This window comes from Capnocytophaga canis (assembly GCF_000827555.1).
Taxonomy (GTDB): domain Bacteria; phylum Bacteroidota; class Bacteroidia; order Flavobacteriales; family Flavobacteriaceae; genus Capnocytophaga; species Capnocytophaga canis.
Genome location: NZ_CDOI01000154.1, coordinates 54,262 through 72,899 on the forward strand (window position 1 = coordinate 54,262; position 18,638 = coordinate 72,899).

Consider the following 18,638-nt stretch of genomic DNA (forward strand, 5'->3'; position numbering starts at 1 on the left):
AAAAATCTGTGAAAATAACCCTTTTTTTCTTGCAAATCTTCAAAAAAAATAGTAAACTTGCACAATGTTTCGAGATTAGAAAAACTCGAATTTAATTCATTAATCAAAAAAACTTCTTATATTTTGAATGAACTTGTTTTAGAACTAACCGATATTCATCCACAGCAGTTCTTCGGCGAAGATGAGGTAAATATTAAAAAGATAAAATCTTGTTTTCCGAAATTGAAGATTGTAGCCAGAGGTAATAAAATTTTAGCTTTTGGAGAGGAAAACTTGTTAAAAGATTTTGCCAAAAAAATAGAATTATTGCAGGCGTATTTCAGTAAATACAACCGATTGGATGAACGTAGCATTGATAGTATTTGCAATGCTGATGATACTGAGCCTATAGAAACAATAAATCAGAAGGAAACCGATGTGATTGTCCATGGAGTGGGAGGGAAGGTTATTCGTCCGCAGACCAAAAATCAATTCAAGTTGGTAGAGTTGATGAAAAAGAATGATATGGTTTTCGCTGTAGGCCCCGCAGGAACAGGAAAGACCTATGTAGGTGTAGCACTTGCAGTTAAAGCACTGAAAGAAAAGCAAGTAAAACGAATTATTCTTACCCGACCTGCAGTGGAAGCAGGGGAAAATTTAGGGTTTCTTCCAGGGGATTTGAAAGAGAAGCTAGATCCGTATATGCAACCTCTTTATGATGCTTTGCGTGATATGATTCCTTATGAAAAACTTAGTGGTTTTATTGAATCAGGGGTAATAGAAATTGCTCCCTTGGCGTTTATGCGTGGGCGTACGCTTGATAACGCTTTTGTGATTTTGGATGAGGCTCAGAATACTACCCATGCTCAAATGAAAATGTTCCTCACACGTATGGGGCGTAATGCTAAGTTTATGATTACAGGTGACCCGGGTCAAATTGATCTACCTCGAAAGGTATCTTCAGGGCTGAAAGAGGCTTTGTTGATTCTGAAAAATGTCAAGGGGATTGGTATGTTACATTTGGATGATAAAGACGTGGTTCGACATCCGTTAGTACGAAATATTATTGAGGCGTACAAAAGTATTGAGAATATAGAATAAACGTAAGTGCGATTCAGTAAATGACATCAGAACATTTAGATATTAAAATTCAGAATGTTATTTCACAACGTGTAACATAAATTTTTCTGCACCTTAAGAGCTAAATAATTGAAAAATAATATAAAACATAAATATATTACATAAAAATATGAATACAACATTAGTAATTTTAGCGGCAGGTTTGGGGAGTCGTTTTGGTTCCGACAAACAATTAGAGGAAATTCATAATGGAAATGCTTTGTTTGATTATGGGATTTATGATGCGATTGAAGCGGGGTTTTCGGACGTAGTTTTGATTATTAGAACCCAGATTGAAGAGCTTACTAAAAAACATTTAGAAAATCGTTTCAAAGGGTTGCCTGTTTCCTTCGTATATCAAGATTTACAAAATCCAGAAGGAATTGTGCGTCAAAAACCTTGGGGTACAGGACATGCGATGCTCTGCGTAAAAGACGTGGTTAAGAATCCGTTTTTGATTATGAATGCTGATGATTACTACGGAAAAGATGCGTTTTCATACATGGTAAAAGCCTTAAAATCAGGTAAAGAAAAAACTTTTTATTCAGCAGGTTATTTATTGAAAAACACATTGAGCGAAAATGGGACAGTTTCAAGAGGAGTTTGTAATGTGAATGAAAATAATCATCTGCAATCGATAGTTGAGGCTACAAAACTCAGAAAAATTGACGAAAATATGGCTATTGATGAAGAAACAGGCGAAAAATATCCTTTAGGAACGTTCGTTTCAATGAATTTTTGGGGATTCACACCAGAAATTTTTCCAATGGCACAGAAATTATTTGCTGAATTTGTAGAAGCTAATAAAGAAAATCCAAAAGCAGAGTTTTTCATTCCGTTAGTGGTACAACATGCTATTGAAAAAGAAGGGTATACTTTGGAAGTGTTGCCTAATAACGATGCTTGGTTTGGAATGACCTACCGCGAAGATTTATTGAAAGTACGGGAAGAAATTAAAAATTTGACTGTAGCAGGAGGATATCCGGAGAATTTCTAATTAAGGAATCAAATTTCTTACTTGCTCAACTGTGAAGGTTTCACGAGATTTTGACTTATAGAGATAAGGAGTTTATTCCATTTTGCTAAAATTAGAGATTTTTTAAAACTCTCAATTAGTGTTACAATCTCTGAATGTCGAATTTACATAGATTTTTTTGTTATACACAAAAATCTTCATATACATTTGATTTACCAATTAAAAATATAAAATAAAATGAAAAATACAGCTGAAAGAATTGCTCCTTTGTTTGATTTTAAAGGAGATATCGTTTCCGTTGAGCCTTTTGGAAATGGGCACATCAATTATACTTTTTTAGTGAAAACTACTGAACAAGAGTATGTGCTTCAGGGAATTAATACCAATGTGTTCAAAAAACCACATGCAATCATCAAAAATATTGAATTGCTTTGGGAAACTGTTGCTGATAACACTATTATTTTGAATATGTTACCAGTCAAAACGGGAGGTTTTTCGGTAGAAGCAGACAATGCTTTGTGGCGTGCGGTTCCGTTTGCGAAGAATTATGTGGCATACGAATTTGTTAAAGAAGCATGGCAGGCTGAGAAAGCTGCATCGGCTTATGCAACGTTTATCAAAACATTTGAAAAGATAGATACTTCAAGATTGGAGGATACTATTCCTGATTTTCATAACGGGATGAAGCGTTTTCAACAATTAGAAGATGCTTTTGCACAGGCGAAGTCCGAACGCATCGAAAAGGCACAACATCTCTATGATTTTGCAAAGTCGCACAAGGTAATATTTGATGAAGTACAGAAAGCTGTGGATGAAAAACGCATCCCTATTCGTGTTACTCATAACGATACAAAAATAAATAATGTATTGATTCACAAGGATAATCCGAACGATTTCAAAGTTATTGACTTGGATACAGTAATGCAAGGAATTTTATTGTATGACTTTGGAGATATGGTGCGTACCTCTGTGAGTCCTACTAATGAAAATGAACCTGATGATTCAAAAATTGTGTTCAATGAAACTTTCTTTGAAGCCATTTGTAAAGGATTTTCAGTGATGAAAGACGTAATGACAGAGACCGAAAAACGGATGGTTTTGGATGGAGCTAAATATATGATTTTTATTATCGGAGTACGTTTCCTTACGGATTATTTTAATAATGACATTTATTTCAAAACTTCATTCCCCGAAGAAAATTTTGTTAGAGCAAGAAACCAATTTGTTCTATTACAACGTTTAGAAGATAAAGAACCTGCATTGAGAGCAGTTGTTGATAAATGGTTTAAATAAAATAAACAATAAAAGGTAAAAACTGTCTGAAAAAAGTGTACATTTGCAACTTGGTTCAGACAGTTTTTTTTATGATAAGAAATATTTTTGTACTCCTATTAACCATTCTTCCCATTTATATTTATTCCCAAACTCAAGTTTCAGGTAAAGTTATTGATGATCAAGGAAAACCACTTCCCTTTGCGAATATCATTTTTGTGAATTCTACGAAAGGAGTAGTGTCGGATGCTTCAGGAAAATTCTCCTTATACTCAGAGAAAAACCATAATTATATTGAAGTTTCTTCCTTAGGGTTCACATCTAAAAAAATACGATTACAACATAAAATCACAAAAAATCTTATTGTAGAACTTACTGAAGGAGAAGAGCTTGAAGAGGTTGTTGTAGTAGGAAAACCAACGAAGTCACTTTCGAAAAAAGAAAATCCAGCCTACACAGTTCTACAAGGTATTTGGAAAAATAAGAGTAAAAAAGGACTTAAAAATTCACAGGCATATGAGTATAAGAAACATAGTGTCTCAGAGTTGGGTATCAATCAATTAGATACGATTTTCCTAAAAAAGGTTTTAGGAAATGATTATGCTGAGTTTGAACAAACTCTTATGGAACGAAAAAACAGGGGCTTTTTTTCAATGCCGATTTATATTAAAGAAAACGTACAAAAGGTCTACGGTAACAACCAAATCAATAAACAACGAGTTGATACAGAAGCAGAACGCTCACAAGGAGTAGCTCAAAATGGTTATGGTTTAGAGCGAATCACCAAGGCATTTGATGAATTTGATATCTACGAAAATTCATATTTGATTTTAAATCGCCCATTTGTAAGCCCTCTCTCGGAATATGGCTACGGGACGTATCACTATGTTTTAAAAGATACTTTAGTAGAAGAGAATCGAAATTTCTATCGCATTTATTTTTTTCCAAAAATAGATGCTGATTTGGCTTTGGAAGGAAATTTTATTGTGGATACTAAAACTTTTATTATCAAAAGTATAGAGATGAAAACTACTCCCAAAACCAATTTGAATATGGTGCGGGGATTGTTTTTCGAAAAGCATTTTACCATTGAAAATGATAGTATTTATTACCTTGAAAAAGAAATTCAAGAAGCTGATTTTACGATTCTTTCTAAGGACATAGAAGAGAAAGGCTTGTACATTCGTAATACCATAGGATACTCTGATGTGGTCCTGAATCAACCGAAAGCGACTCTTTTTTATGAACAAAAAATAGTTCAAAAATATAGGGATCAATTTGTTAAAGGGGATACATATTGGCAACAAGCAACCGTAAAGTCGGCAAATATTTCTAAAACAACTCGGTTGATTAAGGAAGTAGCTGATAATCCGAAAGTTAAATTAATTACTACACTTGCAGATATTATAGGTACAGGGTATGTATCGTTAAATTCAATCCCTTTGGGTAAAGGACTGCAATTCGGCACATATTGGCAGGTGTACGAATCAAACGATGTTGAAAAGCATCGACTTAGATTAGGCTTCAGAACATTTAATTCAATTGAAGATCGTTTTCGCTCTTATTTTTACGGAGCTTATGGCATTGGAGATAAGCGGTTTAAATATGGATTAAGTGCTAAATATTTACTTTCGGAGGAACCTCGAGTGACGTTTGGAGGTGCTTATCAGGATGATTATTTGCAATTAGGAAACTATTTGATTCACGATGATGGTAATTTCACATTCCGAAGAGGAAGTAACGCCATTATTAATCGAGGAGAAAACTATTTTTTGACCAGAAATCAAAAGACATCAGCGGCTATAACGTATGTGCCGTTAAAAAACATTGAGGTTAGTGTTTTTGGAGTATATCAGCACTCACAATCTGCCGATCCTGAACATTTTTTCATAGCCTTTCGCGATCTGAAGAATAATCAAACATATACCAATTATACCGATTTCAACACAGGGTTGAATATCAAATTTACCCCAGGAAGAAACGTCTTTGGCTATGGGGTGGAGCAACGTTATGGAGAGAAAATACATGATACTTACGTGTTAAAATATACTAAAGGAGCATCAGGAGCTTTAGGAAGCCAATTTGACTATGATAAAGTACAGGTTTTAATCAAAAAACCTATTACTGTTTGGAATTTAGGAATGCTGAACACAACTTTTGAGGCAGGGAAAATTTTTGGTACCGTACCGTTGACTATTTTGACACCAACGCCTGCCAATCAAGCCTATTCGATTATACCTCAGTCGTTTGCGTTGTTAGATTATTATGATTTTATAAATGATACCTATCTTAATGGTTATTTTGAGCATCATTTTAACGGGTTTATTTTGAATAAAATTCCACTTGTTGACAAAACAAAATTACGAAGTTTATTATTTGCTCGTTTTGCTTATGGTACTATAAGTCAGCAAAATAGAGATGCTCACCAAACGAATCTAATATACAATACGCCTGAAAAATTGTATTGGGAATACGGTTTTGGTATTGAAAATATAGGTTTTGGAAATATTCGCCCGTTTCGTTTAGATTTTATATGGCGTGGTGATTTTAATGATGTTAACGGTACTCGGAATCCCAAGTTTGGCATTCGTTTTAGTGTCATGCCTAATTTTTAATGTCAGCAGTACAAAAATTATTTTTCGACCAAAATACTCACAGCATTTCCTCCAAAACCAACAGCGTTAATGAGTATTTTTTCTATTTTTTCAGGTTTCTTTTGTTTTTCAACATAAGGAACGCTATAAACTTCCTGTTTTTGGAGCATACATATTGCCATTTCAAGACTCAAAGCACCACTTGCACCAAATGTATGTCCTATTTTCCATTTATTATTAGTCATAAAAGGAACAGATTCTTTGAAAACTTCTCGGATAGCTGTGATTTCTGCTAAATCTCCTTTAATAGTACCTGGAGTGTGGGTGATAATAACGTCTATATCACAAATGTCCGTATTTCGTAAAGCCATCAGCATAGATTTTTGTAAGCATTCGCCATTGGCCGAAAGAGATACATTGTGAGTTAATTTCTCAGAAGCAAATCCGAATCCTGTTATTCCTGCTAATCGATTGTCTTTCAATCCATTTTCTAAGCAAAAAACAGAAGCTCCCTCGCCTAAAACCATCGTATTTAGCTTTTTGTGTACGTCCATTGCTCGGCAGGGAAAATCATCCGTTAGGCTGCTGTAAATTTTTAAAGCTTTGGCTTGAGCTATAGTAAAGGGAGTTAACGGAGCTTCGCTTCCACCGACTAAAAATCGCTGTTCCATACCACTTTGAAGCCATGCAATACCATTAACGACAGCATGTAAAGATGTTGAACAGGTGATGGAATGAGACATTTCAAAACCTATACTCCCTAAATCTTGACCAACCCACGAAGCAATATTTCCTAACGTAGTAGTTGGAGAAGCTAAAGTTTCACATGCTTTATTTTCGATGAAATAGGAGTGATGTTTTTCAAAAAGAGTTGTCGCTCCGCGAGAAGAACCGATATTTACACCAAAATTACCATCACACCAATTAGCCTGTTTGACTGCTTGTCGGGCTGATATAATTGCAAATAAAACTGTATCGTCCAAGTTGGTATATGCCGGTGATGATAGTCGTAAGTTGTTTACAGCAGTCAGACCGCTTTCAGAGAGTTTTCCCATGGGAACCTCACCATAAGGCTTTAATAAAGATATTGGATTTTGATATGACAGGCAGACTTCTGTAAAAGAATTTCCTAAAGCAGAAATCGATCCCATTCCGACGATTGATATGTTCACAGTTTAAAAGTTTTATATGCAAAAGTAAGGAATTTTTATTATTTAGGATTTGAAAAGTGTTTTTTTAAAAAAATATGTTTTTATCTTGCTGATAATCATTGGATTATTATTGTTATTTATTTTTTATAAGATTGAAACAAAAGAATAATAGTATCTTAATTTTGTAGTCTTGATTTCTTTTGTTATCTTTGTGCCATCAATCTTCGTAAGTAGAGTAAAGTTGATACTATTTTCTTTTGTTTGTTGTAAATTGCTTTCTTATTCATTTAATTGCTTAAATAAACAATTTGATTTTGTAAAAACACTCTACTACGAGGATTGGTAAAAAAAAATAGACCTTTTGATGCCCCACATCAAAAGGTCTTATGAAACTAATTATTAATCATAAAATGTAGATTTATGAATGAGAAAAAACAATTAGTTTGTTTTCGTAAGTTTAAACACTGGCGAAGCAAAAAGATAGTTCATCTATCTAAGCCGTTCTGCTTTTTGTGTAAAAAGCACAAAAAGTAAATTCTGATAACCAAGATTACTTACCTTATAATTAGGTAACTAGTCTTGGTTTTTTCTTTAAAAAAGCCCCGCAGATAGGCGAGGCACTAGATGTTTTCACAACGGAATAATCCTTATTGTAAATTGCTTTCTGCCACAAAGGTAGAAAAAATAATTGAATATCAAAAATAATTAACTTTTTATTTGTATTTTTATACCCATTAATTTTTAAACTATTAATTATGAAACATATACTCGGTCTTGATTTAGGGACAAATTCAATTGGTTGGGCTTATGTAAAAGAAGCCGAAAACGATACTGAAACTTCGGAGATTGTTGATTTGGGAGTGAGAGTAAATCCGCTAACAACTGATGAAAAAACAAATTTCGAGAAAGGGAAGCCCATTTCTACCAATGCCGATAGAACCCTGAAACGAAGTGCTAGGCGCAACCTGCAACGCTATAAGCTCCGCAGAAAAGAACTCATCGAACTTTTGAAAGAACATCAACTCATTTCTGAAAATACAATTTTAACAGAAAACGGTAAAGGAACCACCTTCCAAACATTAGAATTACGAGCAAAATCGGCTAAAGAAAAAATATCTTTGGGGGAATTGGCTCGTGTGTTTTTAACCATCAACAAAAAAAGAGGTTATAAAAGTAGTCGAAAGGCTAAAAATGAAGACGAAGGGCAACTGATAGACGGAATGGAAATTGCCAAAAGACTTTATGAAGAAAACCTTACTACAGGACAATTATCTCTACAACTTTTAAAAGAAGGTAAAAAATCATTGCCTGACTATTATCGTTCTGATTTACAGTTTGAATTGGATAAAGTTTGGAACTTTCAGAAACAATTTCATTCGGATATTTTGACCGATGAATTTTACGCTCAACTTAAAGGTAAAGGACAAAGGGCAACAAGTGCTTTGTTTTTGGCAAAATACCAAATCTATACCGCTGAAAATAAAGGAAGTAGAGAAGATAAAAAATTACAAGCCTATCAATGGCGAGTAGATGCTCTCTCAAAGGAATTGACAAGGGAGCAATTAGCTTTTGTCATTACCGAAATCAATAATAATTTAAATAATTCTAGTGGTTATTTGGGGGCAATTTCAGACCGAAGCAAGGAACTTTACTTCAATAATGAAACCGTGGGCGAATATCTTTGGAAGCAAATTGCAGCAAATCCACATACTTCGTTGAAAAATCAGGTGTTTTATCGCCAAGATTATTTAGATGAATTTGAACAAATTTGGAATACCCAAGCTCAATTTTATCCACAGATTTTGACCGACGAACTAAAAAAAGAACTTCGAGATGTGGTGATTTTCTACCAAAGAAAATTAAAATCTCAAAAATCATTGGTGAGTTTCTGTGAATTCGAAAATAAGGAAATAGAGATTAAAAAAGAAGATGGAACGAGTACCAAAAAAGTAATCGGTCTTAAAGTAGCTCCAAAATCATCGCCTCTGTTTCAAGAGTTTAAAATTTGGCAGAATTTAAACAATGTCTTGATTCGTAAAAAAGGAAGTAAAACGAAAAAAGCAGCTAAAAACCAACAAGCAGTTCTTTTTGAAGAAGAGAAAACAATTTCCGAATTGGATTTGGAGGCAAAACAAGCATTATTTAATGAGTTAAATCTCAAAGGAAATCTCAAAGCGGATTATTGCTTGGAAATTTTAGGCTATTCTCCCAAAGAATGGGAGATGAATTATTCTGTTTTGGAGGGCAATAGAACAAATAAAGCATTGTATGAGGCATATTTGAAAATTACTGATTTAGAGGGATATGATGCAAAAAATCACCTCAAAGTAAAATTGAATAAAGATGAGGTGGAGCTTGATGATTTGAAAGTTCCTGCATCGGAAATCAAGGAAATGGTTCAAGCAATTTTTAAAGAAGCAGGTATCAACACGGATATTCTGCATTTCAATGCTGAATTAGACGGTAAAGATTTTGAAAATCAAGCAAGTTATCAGCTTTGGCATTTGCTGTATTCTTATGAAGGCGATGATTCTAAAAGTGGTAACGAATTGCTTTATAAATTGTTAGAAACAAAATTCGGTTTTAAAAAAGAGTATGCTCAAATTTTAGCGAATGTTTCTCTGTCAGATGATTATGGTAATCTTTCTACCAAAGCGATGCGGAAAATTTATCCATATATTAAGGAAAATAAATTCAGTACCGCCTGTGAATTAGCAGGTTACCGCCATTCTAAACATTCATTGACCAAAGAAGAAAACGATAATCGTGTGCTGAAAGATAGTTTGGAAGTCTTGAAAAAGAATAGTTTGCGTCAACCGGTAGTAGAAAAGATTCTAAATCAGATGATTAACTTGGTCAATGCGCTTTTAAAGAAATACCGAACCGAAAACCCTAACTTTAAATTCGATGAAATTCGTATAGAATTGGCTCGTGAACTGAAAAAAAATGCGGAAGAAAGAGCCAATATGACGGCAAACATCAATAAAGCGAAAACCGAACACGAAAAAATCATTAAAATTTTGAAGAATGAGTTTGGTTTACCAAATCCAACAAGAAATGATATTATCCGTTATCGTCTGTACGAAGAATTAAAAGCGAATGGATATAAGGATTTATATACTAATATAAAAATTCCACAAGAAAAATTATTTACTAAAGAAATTGATATTGAGCATATTATACCAAAATCAAGAGTGTTTGATGATAGTTTTTCAAACAAAACGCTTTCTTTCAGAAAAACCAATTTAGATAAAGGGGAACGGACGGCATTTGATTATATGGAAAGTAAATTTGGAGCGGATAAATTGGAAGAATATGTGGCTCGTGTGGAAGATTTATACAAAAACAACATTATCTCCAAAGCGAAGTACCAAAAATTATTGAAAAAAGAAAGTGAAATTGGAGATGGTTTTGTGGAAAGAGATTTGCGTGAAACACAATACATTGCTAAAAAAGCCAAAGAAATACTTTTGCAAATTACTCGAAATGTGCTTTCTACATCGGGAGGTATTACGGATAGATTGAGGGAAGATTGGGATTTGGTCAATGTGATGAAAGAACTCAACTTGCCGAAATACAGAGCCTTGGGGCTTACCGAAATGGAAGATCGTAAGTATGGTCAGCAAGTGGAAGTTATCATTGATTGGACAAAACGAAATGACCATCGCCATCACGCAATGGATGCTCTTACGGTGGCTTTTACCAAACACAATCATATTCAATATCTTAATTATCTGAATGCTCGTAAAAATGAAAAACATAGGGAGCATAGCAATATTATGGGTATTCAGCAATTGGAAACCATAAAAGTAACCGATAAAAACGGTAATGAAAAAAGAGTTTTTAAAGCACCAATGCCCAATTTCCGTCAGGTAACCAAAGCCTTTTTGGAAAATGTTTTAATTTCTCATAAGGCTAAAAATAAGGTAGTTACCAAAAACAAGAATAAAGTTGCGGGAAGTAACAAAGTTCAGGAAGTTTTAACTCCTCGTGGACAATTGCATAAAGAAACAGTTTATGGGAAATACCAGTATTATGTACAAAAAGAGGAAAAAATCGGAGGTAAATTTGATTTGGAAACCATCAAAAAAGTAGCCAATCCACTGTATCAATCCTTGTTGAAAAAAAGATTAGAAGAAAATGGTGGCGATCCGAAAAAGGCTTTTACAGGTAAAAATTCATTGGCGAAAAATCCTATTTATTTAGATGATGCCCAAACAGAACAACTGCCTGAAAAAGTGAAATTGGTATGGTTAGAAAATAGTTTTTCCATCCGAAAAGACATTACTCCTGAAAACTTTAAAGATGAAAAGCTAATCGACAAAATATTAGACGAAGGGGTAAAGAGAATTTTGAAAGAACGACTACAATCTTTTGGAAACGATGCTAAAAAAGCCTTTTCAGATTTAGACAAAAATCCGATATGGCTCAATAAAGAGAAAGGAATTACGATAAAGCGTGTAACCATAAGCGGTGTAGCAAATGCCGAGCCTTTGCATACCAAAAAAGACCATTTAGGCAAAGAAATTTTGGATAAAGAAGGTAAGCCTATTCCTGTGGATTTTATCAGTACGGGCAGCAATCATCATGTAGCGGTTTACCGTGATGAGAAGGGAAATTTACAAGAAAAAGTAGTATCGGTTTTTGAAGCTGTGGTAAGAGCCAATCAAGGATTACCTATTATAGACAAAACATACAATGAGCATTTGGGTTGGGAATTTTTGTTCACAATGAAACAGAATGAAATGTTTGTCTTTCCGAATGAATCAACAGGATTTAATCCTAACGATATTGATTTATTAGACCCTAAAAACAAGAGAATAATAAGCCCGAATTTATTTAGGGTGCAGACTATATCTGTTGTGAAATATGGTAATGCGATAGTTCGTGATTTTAAATTCAGACATCATCTAGAAACGACAGTAGAAGATAAAAAAGAGTTACAAGGAAAAACTTACCAACAAATTAAAAGTTTGTCACCTTTGAATGATATCATAAAGGTTAGGATTAATCATTTAGGGGACATTGTTAGTGTAGGAGAATATTAATTAAAAACGATGAAATTATGCTCTACCGCTCCATTTACATTGGCAATCCAGCATATTTGAAGTTGAAAGACCAACAGATGAAAATCGTTTGTCCAGAAACCAAAGCAGAGAAAGGGAGCGTTCCGGTAGAAGATTTGGGTTTGTTGATGCTCGACCACTTTCAGATTACCATTTCCCATCAGCTGATACAGTGGCTGATGGGGAATAATGTGGTGATTATCAGTTGCGATGCCCATCATCTCCCACACGGACAAATGCTACCGCTCCACGGAAATGCGATTCATTCCCAACGCATAAAAGACCAGATAGAAGCCAGTGAACCGCTCAAAAAACAGCTGTGGAAACAAACCATAGAATGCAAAATAGCCAATCAAGCCGCTGTTTTGGAACGACTCGGAACTTACGCCAGTCCGATGTATGAGTATCTCAGCCAAGTGAAATCGGGCGACATCAGTAATATGGAAGGCATCGCCGCACAGCACTATTGGAAATACCTCATTCACCCCGATTTTTTACGCGAACGCTACGGCGATTCGCCCAATCAGTTTTTCAATTTTGGTTATTCCGTATTGAGAAGTATCGTGGCAAGAGCCATTGTAGAAACAGGTTTACTTCCCGTTTTGGGGATTTTTCACAAAAACAAATACAATGCCTACTGTTTGGCAGACGACCTAATGGAACCTTATCGTCCTTTTGTGGATTTATTGGTCATCCGATGGTTGGAAAAGAATCCTGAAGCCGAAGAACTGACCAAAGAAGCGAAAGCCTATTTTTTGCAAATCGCTACCAAAGATGTGAAAATAGACGAACAGGTGCGTCCGCTATTAGTTGCGGTAAAATCTACCGTTTCCTCTCTGTACAAATGCTATACGGGCGAAAAAAGACAAATTTCTTATCCTAAAATGTTATGAATTCCGAACGATTTAACGCTTATAGAATTATGTGGGTAATGGTTTTATACGATTTGCCAACCGAGACCAAGGCAATGCAAAAAGCAGCCAATCTCTTCCGAAAACGCTTGGAAGATGATGGATTTTCTTTATTTCAGTTTTCTATCTATTTGAGGCACTGTCCGAGTAGAGAAAATGCAGAAGTGCATAAAAAACGAGTAAAAATGATGCTTCCCAAATACGGGAAAGTAGCCGTAATGACGATTACAGATAAGCAGTTTGGTGATATGGAAATATTTCATTCTAAAGTACGCGAAGATCCACCACCTACTTATCAGCAGCTCGAGTTATTTTAGAAATAGAATGAAAAAAATGGATTTACTCAGCCCGATTTATTCTTTTTTTGCTCAATTTTTTATTTCTAAAAACAAAAATAATCCTCTGTCTGTCAGAGGATTATTTTTTGAGGTTGTAACTAATCGCAAAGTTACGAAAAATTGAAAGCAATTTACAACAGAGAAAAGGCATTATTAGAAAATTGGGGAGTTGTAACTAATCGCAAAGTTACGAAAAATTGAAAGCAATTTACAACAAATGAAAAAGTTATTTATATCGTATTCAAGTTGTAACTAATCGCAAAGTTACGAAAAATTGAAAGCAATTTACAACGCAAAAAAACTTGACTTGTATTGCAGAAAGGTTGTAACTAATCACAAAGTTACGAAAAATTGAAAGCAATTTACAACTCACAAATATATACGCTCTAAAAATACTTTGTTGTAACTAATCACAAAGTTACGAAAAATTGAAAGCAATTTACAACAATAAAGAATACAAAGGAAGCACGATAAACGTTGTAACTAATCACAAAGTTACGAAAAATTGAAAGCAATTTACAACAAAGAGCCATGTTAGTATATAATAAAGAGGGTTGTAACTAATCACAAAGTTACGAAAAATTGAAAGCAATTTACAACTTTAGTCAATTCGGGGGCAAATTCTGACTTGTTGTAACTAATCACAAAGTTACGAAAAATTGAAAGCAATTTACAACACTCTCTATACAAGCACGAGACCAAAACAGGTTGTAACTAATCACAAAGTTACGAAAAATTGAAAGCAATTTACAACAACAAAAAAATAACATAGATAAAGAAAAAAGTTGTAACTAATCACAAAGTTACGAAAAATTGAAAGCAATTTACAACTACACCCCAAGTCATTTAATATTTAATTTAGTTGTAACTAATCACAAAGTTACGAAAAATTGAAAGCAATTTACAACTGTTCGTACTTCATTTGTTTTGGAGCCTCTGTTGTAACTAATCACAAAGTTACGAAAAATTGAAAGCAATTTACAACAAGATGTGTACCTCACACCACTGGCAGAGGGTTGTAACTAATCACAAAGTTACGAAAAATTGAAAGCAATTTACAACACAAACCCCAGTGGCTCATTGATTTGGAAAGTTGTAACTAATCACAAAGTTACGAAAAATTGAAAGCAATTTACAACTCATAGAAAAGTTGTCTGCTGACAAGGTTTGTTGTAACTAATCACAAAGTTACGAAAAATTGAAAGCAATTTACAACAGGCTAAAGTTTCGAAAGCAATAGGTGTTGGTTGTAACTAATCACAAAGTTACGAAAAATTGAAAGCAATTTACAACACAAGTGGAAGTGGCTTGTCTCAATACCGTGTTGTAACTAATCACAAAGTTACGAAAAATTGAAAGCAATTTACAACGAGGCACTAACTCGGAAAGTAATCATCTAAGTTGTAACTAATCACAAAGTTACGAAAAATTGAAAGCAATTTACAACAAGTAACAAATAGCAATGAACAACGAGCAAGTTGTAACTAATCACAAAGTTACGAAAAATTGAAAGCAATTTACAACACAACGATAACATCGCACTGAATAATTTATGTTGTAACTAATCACAAAGTTACGAAAAATTGAAAGCAATTTACAACCTAAGAAGCTATCGGATTTGATTACTGCCAGTTGTAACTAATCACAAAGTTACGAAAAATTGAAAGCAATTTACAACGCCTATCCGACTGCCCAATGGTCTCCACGCGTTGTAACTAATCACAAAGTTACGAAAAATTGAAAGCAATTTACAACTCAAAACAGGTTTTTTACCTAATGCCGTAAGTTGTAACTAATCACAAAGTTACGAAAAATTGAAAGCAATTTACAACACGATAATGGTTCAGGGAAAGATTCATTTTGTTGTAACTAATCACAAAGTTACGGAAAATTGAAAGCAATTTACAACCCGACTTTTGCGGTTTGTACGCCTGTGCTAGTTGTAACCAATCACAAAGTTACGGAAAATTGAAAGCAATTTACAACAATGTTTTTAAGGTTCGGCAACTCTTCAACGTTGTAACCAATCACAAAGTTACGGAAAATTGAAAGCAATTTACAACAGCGTTGGAACAGAGCCAAAGATTTTTTTGGTTGTAACCAATCACAAAGTTACGGAAAATTGAAAGCAATTTACAACTTATAGAAGTTGCTGAAACAAAAAGAATGAGTTGTAACCAATCACAAAGTTACGGAAAATTGAAAGCAATTTACAACTACATTTGTACTTGTCCGTCCGCTTTCATTGTTGTAACCAATCACAAAGTTACGGAAAATTGAAAGCAATTTACAACTCAGGACTTGACATTGAACAAGCGAAGAGAGTTGTAACCAATCACAAAGTTACGGAAAATTGAAAGCAATTTACAACCATGTAACTGATATAACTGCTCATTACGGTGTTGTAACCAATCACAAAGTTACGGAAAATTGAAAGCAATTTACAACGGATAGAAACTCCAGCCGTTCCTGTCGCTCGTTGTAACCAATCACAAAGTTACGGAAAATTGAAAGCAATTTACAACATAGGAGTTAGTAACCAACAAATAACAAATGTTGTAACCAATCACAAAGTTACGGAAAATTGAAAGCAATTTACAACTAAACGTAACTAATTTTAAAAATACATTCAGTTGTAACCAATCACAAAGTTACGGAAAATTGAAAGCAATTTACAACATGTCCCTTTTTAATAATTAACAATTAATAGTTGTAACCAATCACAAAGTTACGGAAAATTGAAAGCAATTTACAACTTACTTCCCGATGCTATCGCTACGTTTATTGTTGTAACCAATCACAAAGTTACGGAAAATTGAAAGCAATTTACAACCATTGAGCAGATGAGTAGACAATAAACACAGTTGTAACCAATCACAAAGTTACGGAAAATTGAAAGCAATTTACAACAGCCGAAGTTTCTTTAATAGTTCTTCCAATGTTGTAACCAATCACAAAGTTACGGAAAATTGAAAGCAATTTACAACTCTAAACAAATCGGATTTTGTCTATCATTTGTTGTAACCAATCACAAAGTTACGGAAAATTGAAAGCAATTTACAACAATACCATTCCCGTAAATAATTCGGCTCGTGTTGTAACCAATCACAAAGTTACGGAAAATTGAAAGCAATTTACAACGGATATTAAAATGAACACAGAAAGAAAAAAGTTGTAACCAATCACAAAGTTACGGAAAATTGAAAGCAATTTGCAACTTTGAGCGATTATGGATAGGTTCTCTGACAGTTGTAACTAATCACAAAGTTACGGAAAATTGAAAGCAATTTGCAACGCCGAGCTAAATGCATTGTAAGCTGAATGCGTTGTAACTAATCACAAAGTTACGGAAAATTGAAAGCAATTTGCAACTGCTCTTTATGCCATTTTGAAAGGTTTTTTGTTGTAACTAATCACAAAGTTACGGAAAATTGAAAGCAATTTGCAACGATTTCTCGCATGTTATCCATGTTGATATTGTTGTAACTAATCACAAAGTTACAGACGATTTAATATCCCGCTCTTTGTACGACTTCAAATAATGAAGGTTTAAAGTATCCATTACAAAAGATTTCAAGCAGTAAATTATGTCCTCGTCCTTTTTCTGACGTAAGATGTCGAGAAAGATGATAAAAACCATCCTCTTGCTTTTCGTATTTGATTTTTTTAGCCAAAATCCTGAACGTGTTATGTATAGCCAATCTTGAAATTGGAAAGGTGCATAGCGACAATCCCAATCAGGAGGATAACCTTGAAGTAATGTTCTGTACTCTATGCTGGAAAGACGAAAGTCGATGCATTCTTCTGCTTCCCAATGCACACTATCGGGATTTGGGTATTGGACTCCGTAGATAATTATATTATCTTGCTTATTCATTTTATAAAGAGTTAAGATTTTTATTTTCAACGTGTTAACTTTCGTGTTTTGGAATTTAGAATTAAGGTTTTGTTCGTTTGCTATTGAACTTTAGAGAACTTGTTTGTGTAAATTTAGTTGAGCATCAAATGTTTTTATAGAAAGGAATTTACATAAACTTAGAGATTATTAATATAAGATATTAGTTCAATAGGTTTACGACTCACATTAAGTTTACAATTCCAAAAAAATCGCTGCGAATAACGGAAACTCCAGTATCTTTGACTAATTGGAATTGAATTTATTTTTGTTATCAAGGAAGGCTTATCAATCCATGCTACAAAAAAGGTTGTGTTTAAATATTGATCTGCCTGGAATTTATTATAGAGATATTCAGAATCATTATGTAGGTTGATGTCTTGGGTTTTTAGCCAGTTGTCGCGTTCTTTTGTTTTATGGGAAAAATAAATTTGCATATGAATATCACCTCGTAGTTGCTCTATGCTATCATTCCCTCTTTTAATAAGCTTTATGTCTCTTTTGGAAATGGTAGTAGCGAGGTTTTTGTCTGCGTCGGGGATAAGAGACGTTTTCAATTCTATATTTTTACCCTTTACCAAAAAATCAATATCTATATTTTCCCCATCTTCCAAATAATTCGTGGAGCTTAAGGTGATATCATTATTTGCAAACCATTTTGCAATCGCTAATTCTCCAATATATCCACGCAATTTGCAATCAAACTGAACATTTTTATGTCTGTATCTGAGATTGTTAATAAACTCGTGCTTTTTTGTTTTTTCAATACACAATATAACATCCTCTTTTGATATTTCTAACTTGATTATGTCTTCTATTGTGACTATATTCATTTTATTGGTATAAAATTCATTATTTTTGTCTTAAATTTCATGTAAATTGCAAATCTAAATGTACAAGAAAAGAAAGTACATTTTTTTGAAAGTTACGCTCCACATTAGCAAAGATATGCAAAAAATAAAGAACATAATCAAAAAATCCTTTTTGTTGGGTGCTTTCATTTTAAGTAATGCTACTGAGATGTAAACCTAATTAACTCGTTAATAATTTTTTAGCTTTTCCGTATTTTAAATACACTTTTATTTCATACCTTTGCTCCGAAGTTAAATGTTTATATTTCATCGTCTTAAGTAATTATTCGATAAAGGAACTACAACAAAGAGACACATTTCAAAATTATGTTAGATTTAAAAATTCCTCCTATCGTTGTTCTTTCTATTTTTTCGGGAGTAATTATCTCCATTCCTTTTGGGTAGTGTTTCCCAAAGTATGATACTCAAATCCACCCAAAATTGATGTAGAAAAACACAATTTCAAAGGCTTTTATATGGTTTTTA

General features: G+C 33.7%; 10 protein-coding genes and 1 CRISPR repeat array. Of the genes, 7 read left to right on the plus strand and 3 right to left on the minus strand.

Annotated elements, in window-relative coordinates:
* Positions 1-123: 123 nt before the first annotated feature.
* From CCAND38_RS06965 to CCAND38_RS06980, 4 genes are all read left to right on the plus strand, one after another.
* Complete coding sequence (locus CCAND38_RS06965; protein ID WP_042009394.1) at positions 124-1,080, plus strand: PhoH family protein; 957 nt, start codon at positions 124-126, stop codon at positions 1,078-1,080.
* 148 nt (positions 1,081-1,228) lie between these two features.
* Positions 1,229-2,095, plus strand: a complete 867-nt coding sequence (locus CCAND38_RS06970) for a nucleotidyltransferase family protein (RefSeq protein WP_042009295.1) — start codon at positions 1,229-1,231, stop codon at positions 2,093-2,095.
* A 216-nt stretch (positions 2,096-2,311) separates the two neighbouring features.
* A complete protein-coding gene (locus tag CCAND38_RS06975) occupies positions 2,312-3,367 on the plus strand; it encodes a phosphotransferase (protein ID WP_042344534.1) in 1,056 nt (351 codons plus the stop codon).
* 71 nt (positions 3,368-3,438) lie between these two features.
* Positions 3,439-5,961 carry a DUF5686 family protein gene (locus CCAND38_RS06980; RefSeq protein ID WP_042344536.1) on the plus strand — a complete coding sequence of 841 codons (2,523 nt, stop codon included), beginning with the start codon at positions 3,439-3,441 and terminating at the stop codon, positions 5,959-5,961.
* Between the two features lie 17 nt (positions 5,962-5,978).
* Here CCAND38_RS06980 and CCAND38_RS06985 read toward each other — a convergent pair whose 3' ends face one another.
* Positions 5,979-7,112, minus strand: coding sequence for a beta-ketoacyl synthase N-terminal-like domain-containing protein (locus CCAND38_RS06985; protein ID WP_231550008.1), 1,134 nt, complete (start codon positions 7,110-7,112; stop codon positions 5,979-5,981).
* A gap of 734 nt (positions 7,113-7,846) precedes the next feature.
* Between CCAND38_RS06985 and cas9 the strand changes: the two genes are divergently transcribed.
* Genes cas9 through cas2 form a run of 3 tightly spaced genes read left to right on the plus strand, consistent with a single transcriptional unit; the run spans position 7,847 to position 13,385 of the window.
* The gene (gene cas9 / locus CCAND38_RS06990; RefSeq protein WP_042344537.1) at positions 7,847-12,139 is read left to right on the plus strand and encodes a type II CRISPR RNA-guided endonuclease Cas9; all 4,293 of its coding nucleotides are present in this window, start codon (positions 7,847-7,849) and stop codon (positions 12,137-12,139) included.
* Positions 12,140-12,156: 17 nt separating this feature from the next.
* Positions 12,157-13,050, plus strand: a complete 894-nt coding sequence (gene cas1, locus CCAND38_RS06995; RefSeq protein WP_042344538.1) for a type II CRISPR-associated endonuclease Cas1 — start codon at positions 12,157-12,159, stop codon at positions 13,048-13,050.
* Positions 13,047-13,385, plus strand: coding sequence for a CRISPR-associated endonuclease Cas2 (cas2, locus tag CCAND38_RS07000; protein ID WP_002663340.1), 339 nt, complete (start codon positions 13,047-13,049; stop codon positions 13,383-13,385). The genes cas1 and cas2 overlap by 4 nt, the downstream gene beginning before the upstream one ends.
* A gap of 112 nt (positions 13,386-13,497) precedes the next feature.
* A CRISPR array of direct repeats spans positions 13,498-16,855; the repeat unit is 47 nt; unit sequence GTTGTAACTAATCACAAAGTTACGAAAAATTGAAAGCAATTTACAAC.
* Positions 16,856-16,896: 41 nt separating this feature from the next.
* Here the strand turns inward: cas2 and CCAND38_RS12190 are convergent.
* Complete coding sequence (locus CCAND38_RS12190; RefSeq protein WP_420896104.1) at positions 16,897-17,283, minus strand: hypothetical protein; 387 nt, start codon at positions 17,281-17,283, stop codon at positions 16,897-16,899.
* Between the two features lie 158 nt (positions 17,284-17,441).
* A complete protein-coding gene (locus CCAND38_RS07005; RefSeq protein ID WP_042344539.1) occupies positions 17,442-18,134 on the minus strand; it encodes a hypothetical protein in 693 nt (230 codons plus the stop codon).
* Positions 18,135-18,638 lie beyond the last annotated feature (504 nt).

What these genes read in the sequence shown, in the direction of transcription:
- CCAND38_RS06975 (WP_042344534.1), top strand. Translation starts at nt 2,312, where the DNA reads ATGAAAAATACAGCTGAAAGAATTGCTCCTTTGTTTGATTTTAAAGGA.
- cas9 (WP_042344537.1), top strand. Translation starts at nt 7,847, where the DNA reads ATGAAACATATACTCGGTCTTGATTTAGGGACAAATTCAATTGGTTGG.
- CCAND38_RS12190 (WP_420896104.1), bottom strand. Translation starts at nt 17,283, where the DNA reads ATGAATAAGCAAGATAATATAATTATCTACGGAGTCCAATACCCAAAT.
- cas2 (WP_002663340.1), top strand. Translation starts at nt 13,047, where the DNA reads ATGAATTCCGAACGATTTAACGCTTATAGAATTATGTGGGTAATGGTT.
- CCAND38_RS06970 (WP_042009295.1), top strand. Translation starts at nt 1,229, where the DNA reads ATGAATACAACATTAGTAATTTTAGCGGCAGGTTTGGGGAGTCGTTTT.
- CCAND38_RS06980 (WP_042344536.1), top strand. Translation starts at nt 3,439, where the DNA reads ATGATAAGAAATATTTTTGTACTCCTATTAACCATTCTTCCCATTTAT.
- CCAND38_RS07005 (WP_042344539.1), bottom strand. Translation starts at nt 18,134, where the DNA reads ATGAATATAGTCACAATAGAAGACATAATCAAGTTAGAAATATCAAAA.
- cas1 (WP_042344538.1), top strand. Translation starts at nt 12,157, where the DNA reads ATGCTCTACCGCTCCATTTACATTGGCAATCCAGCATATTTGAAGTTG.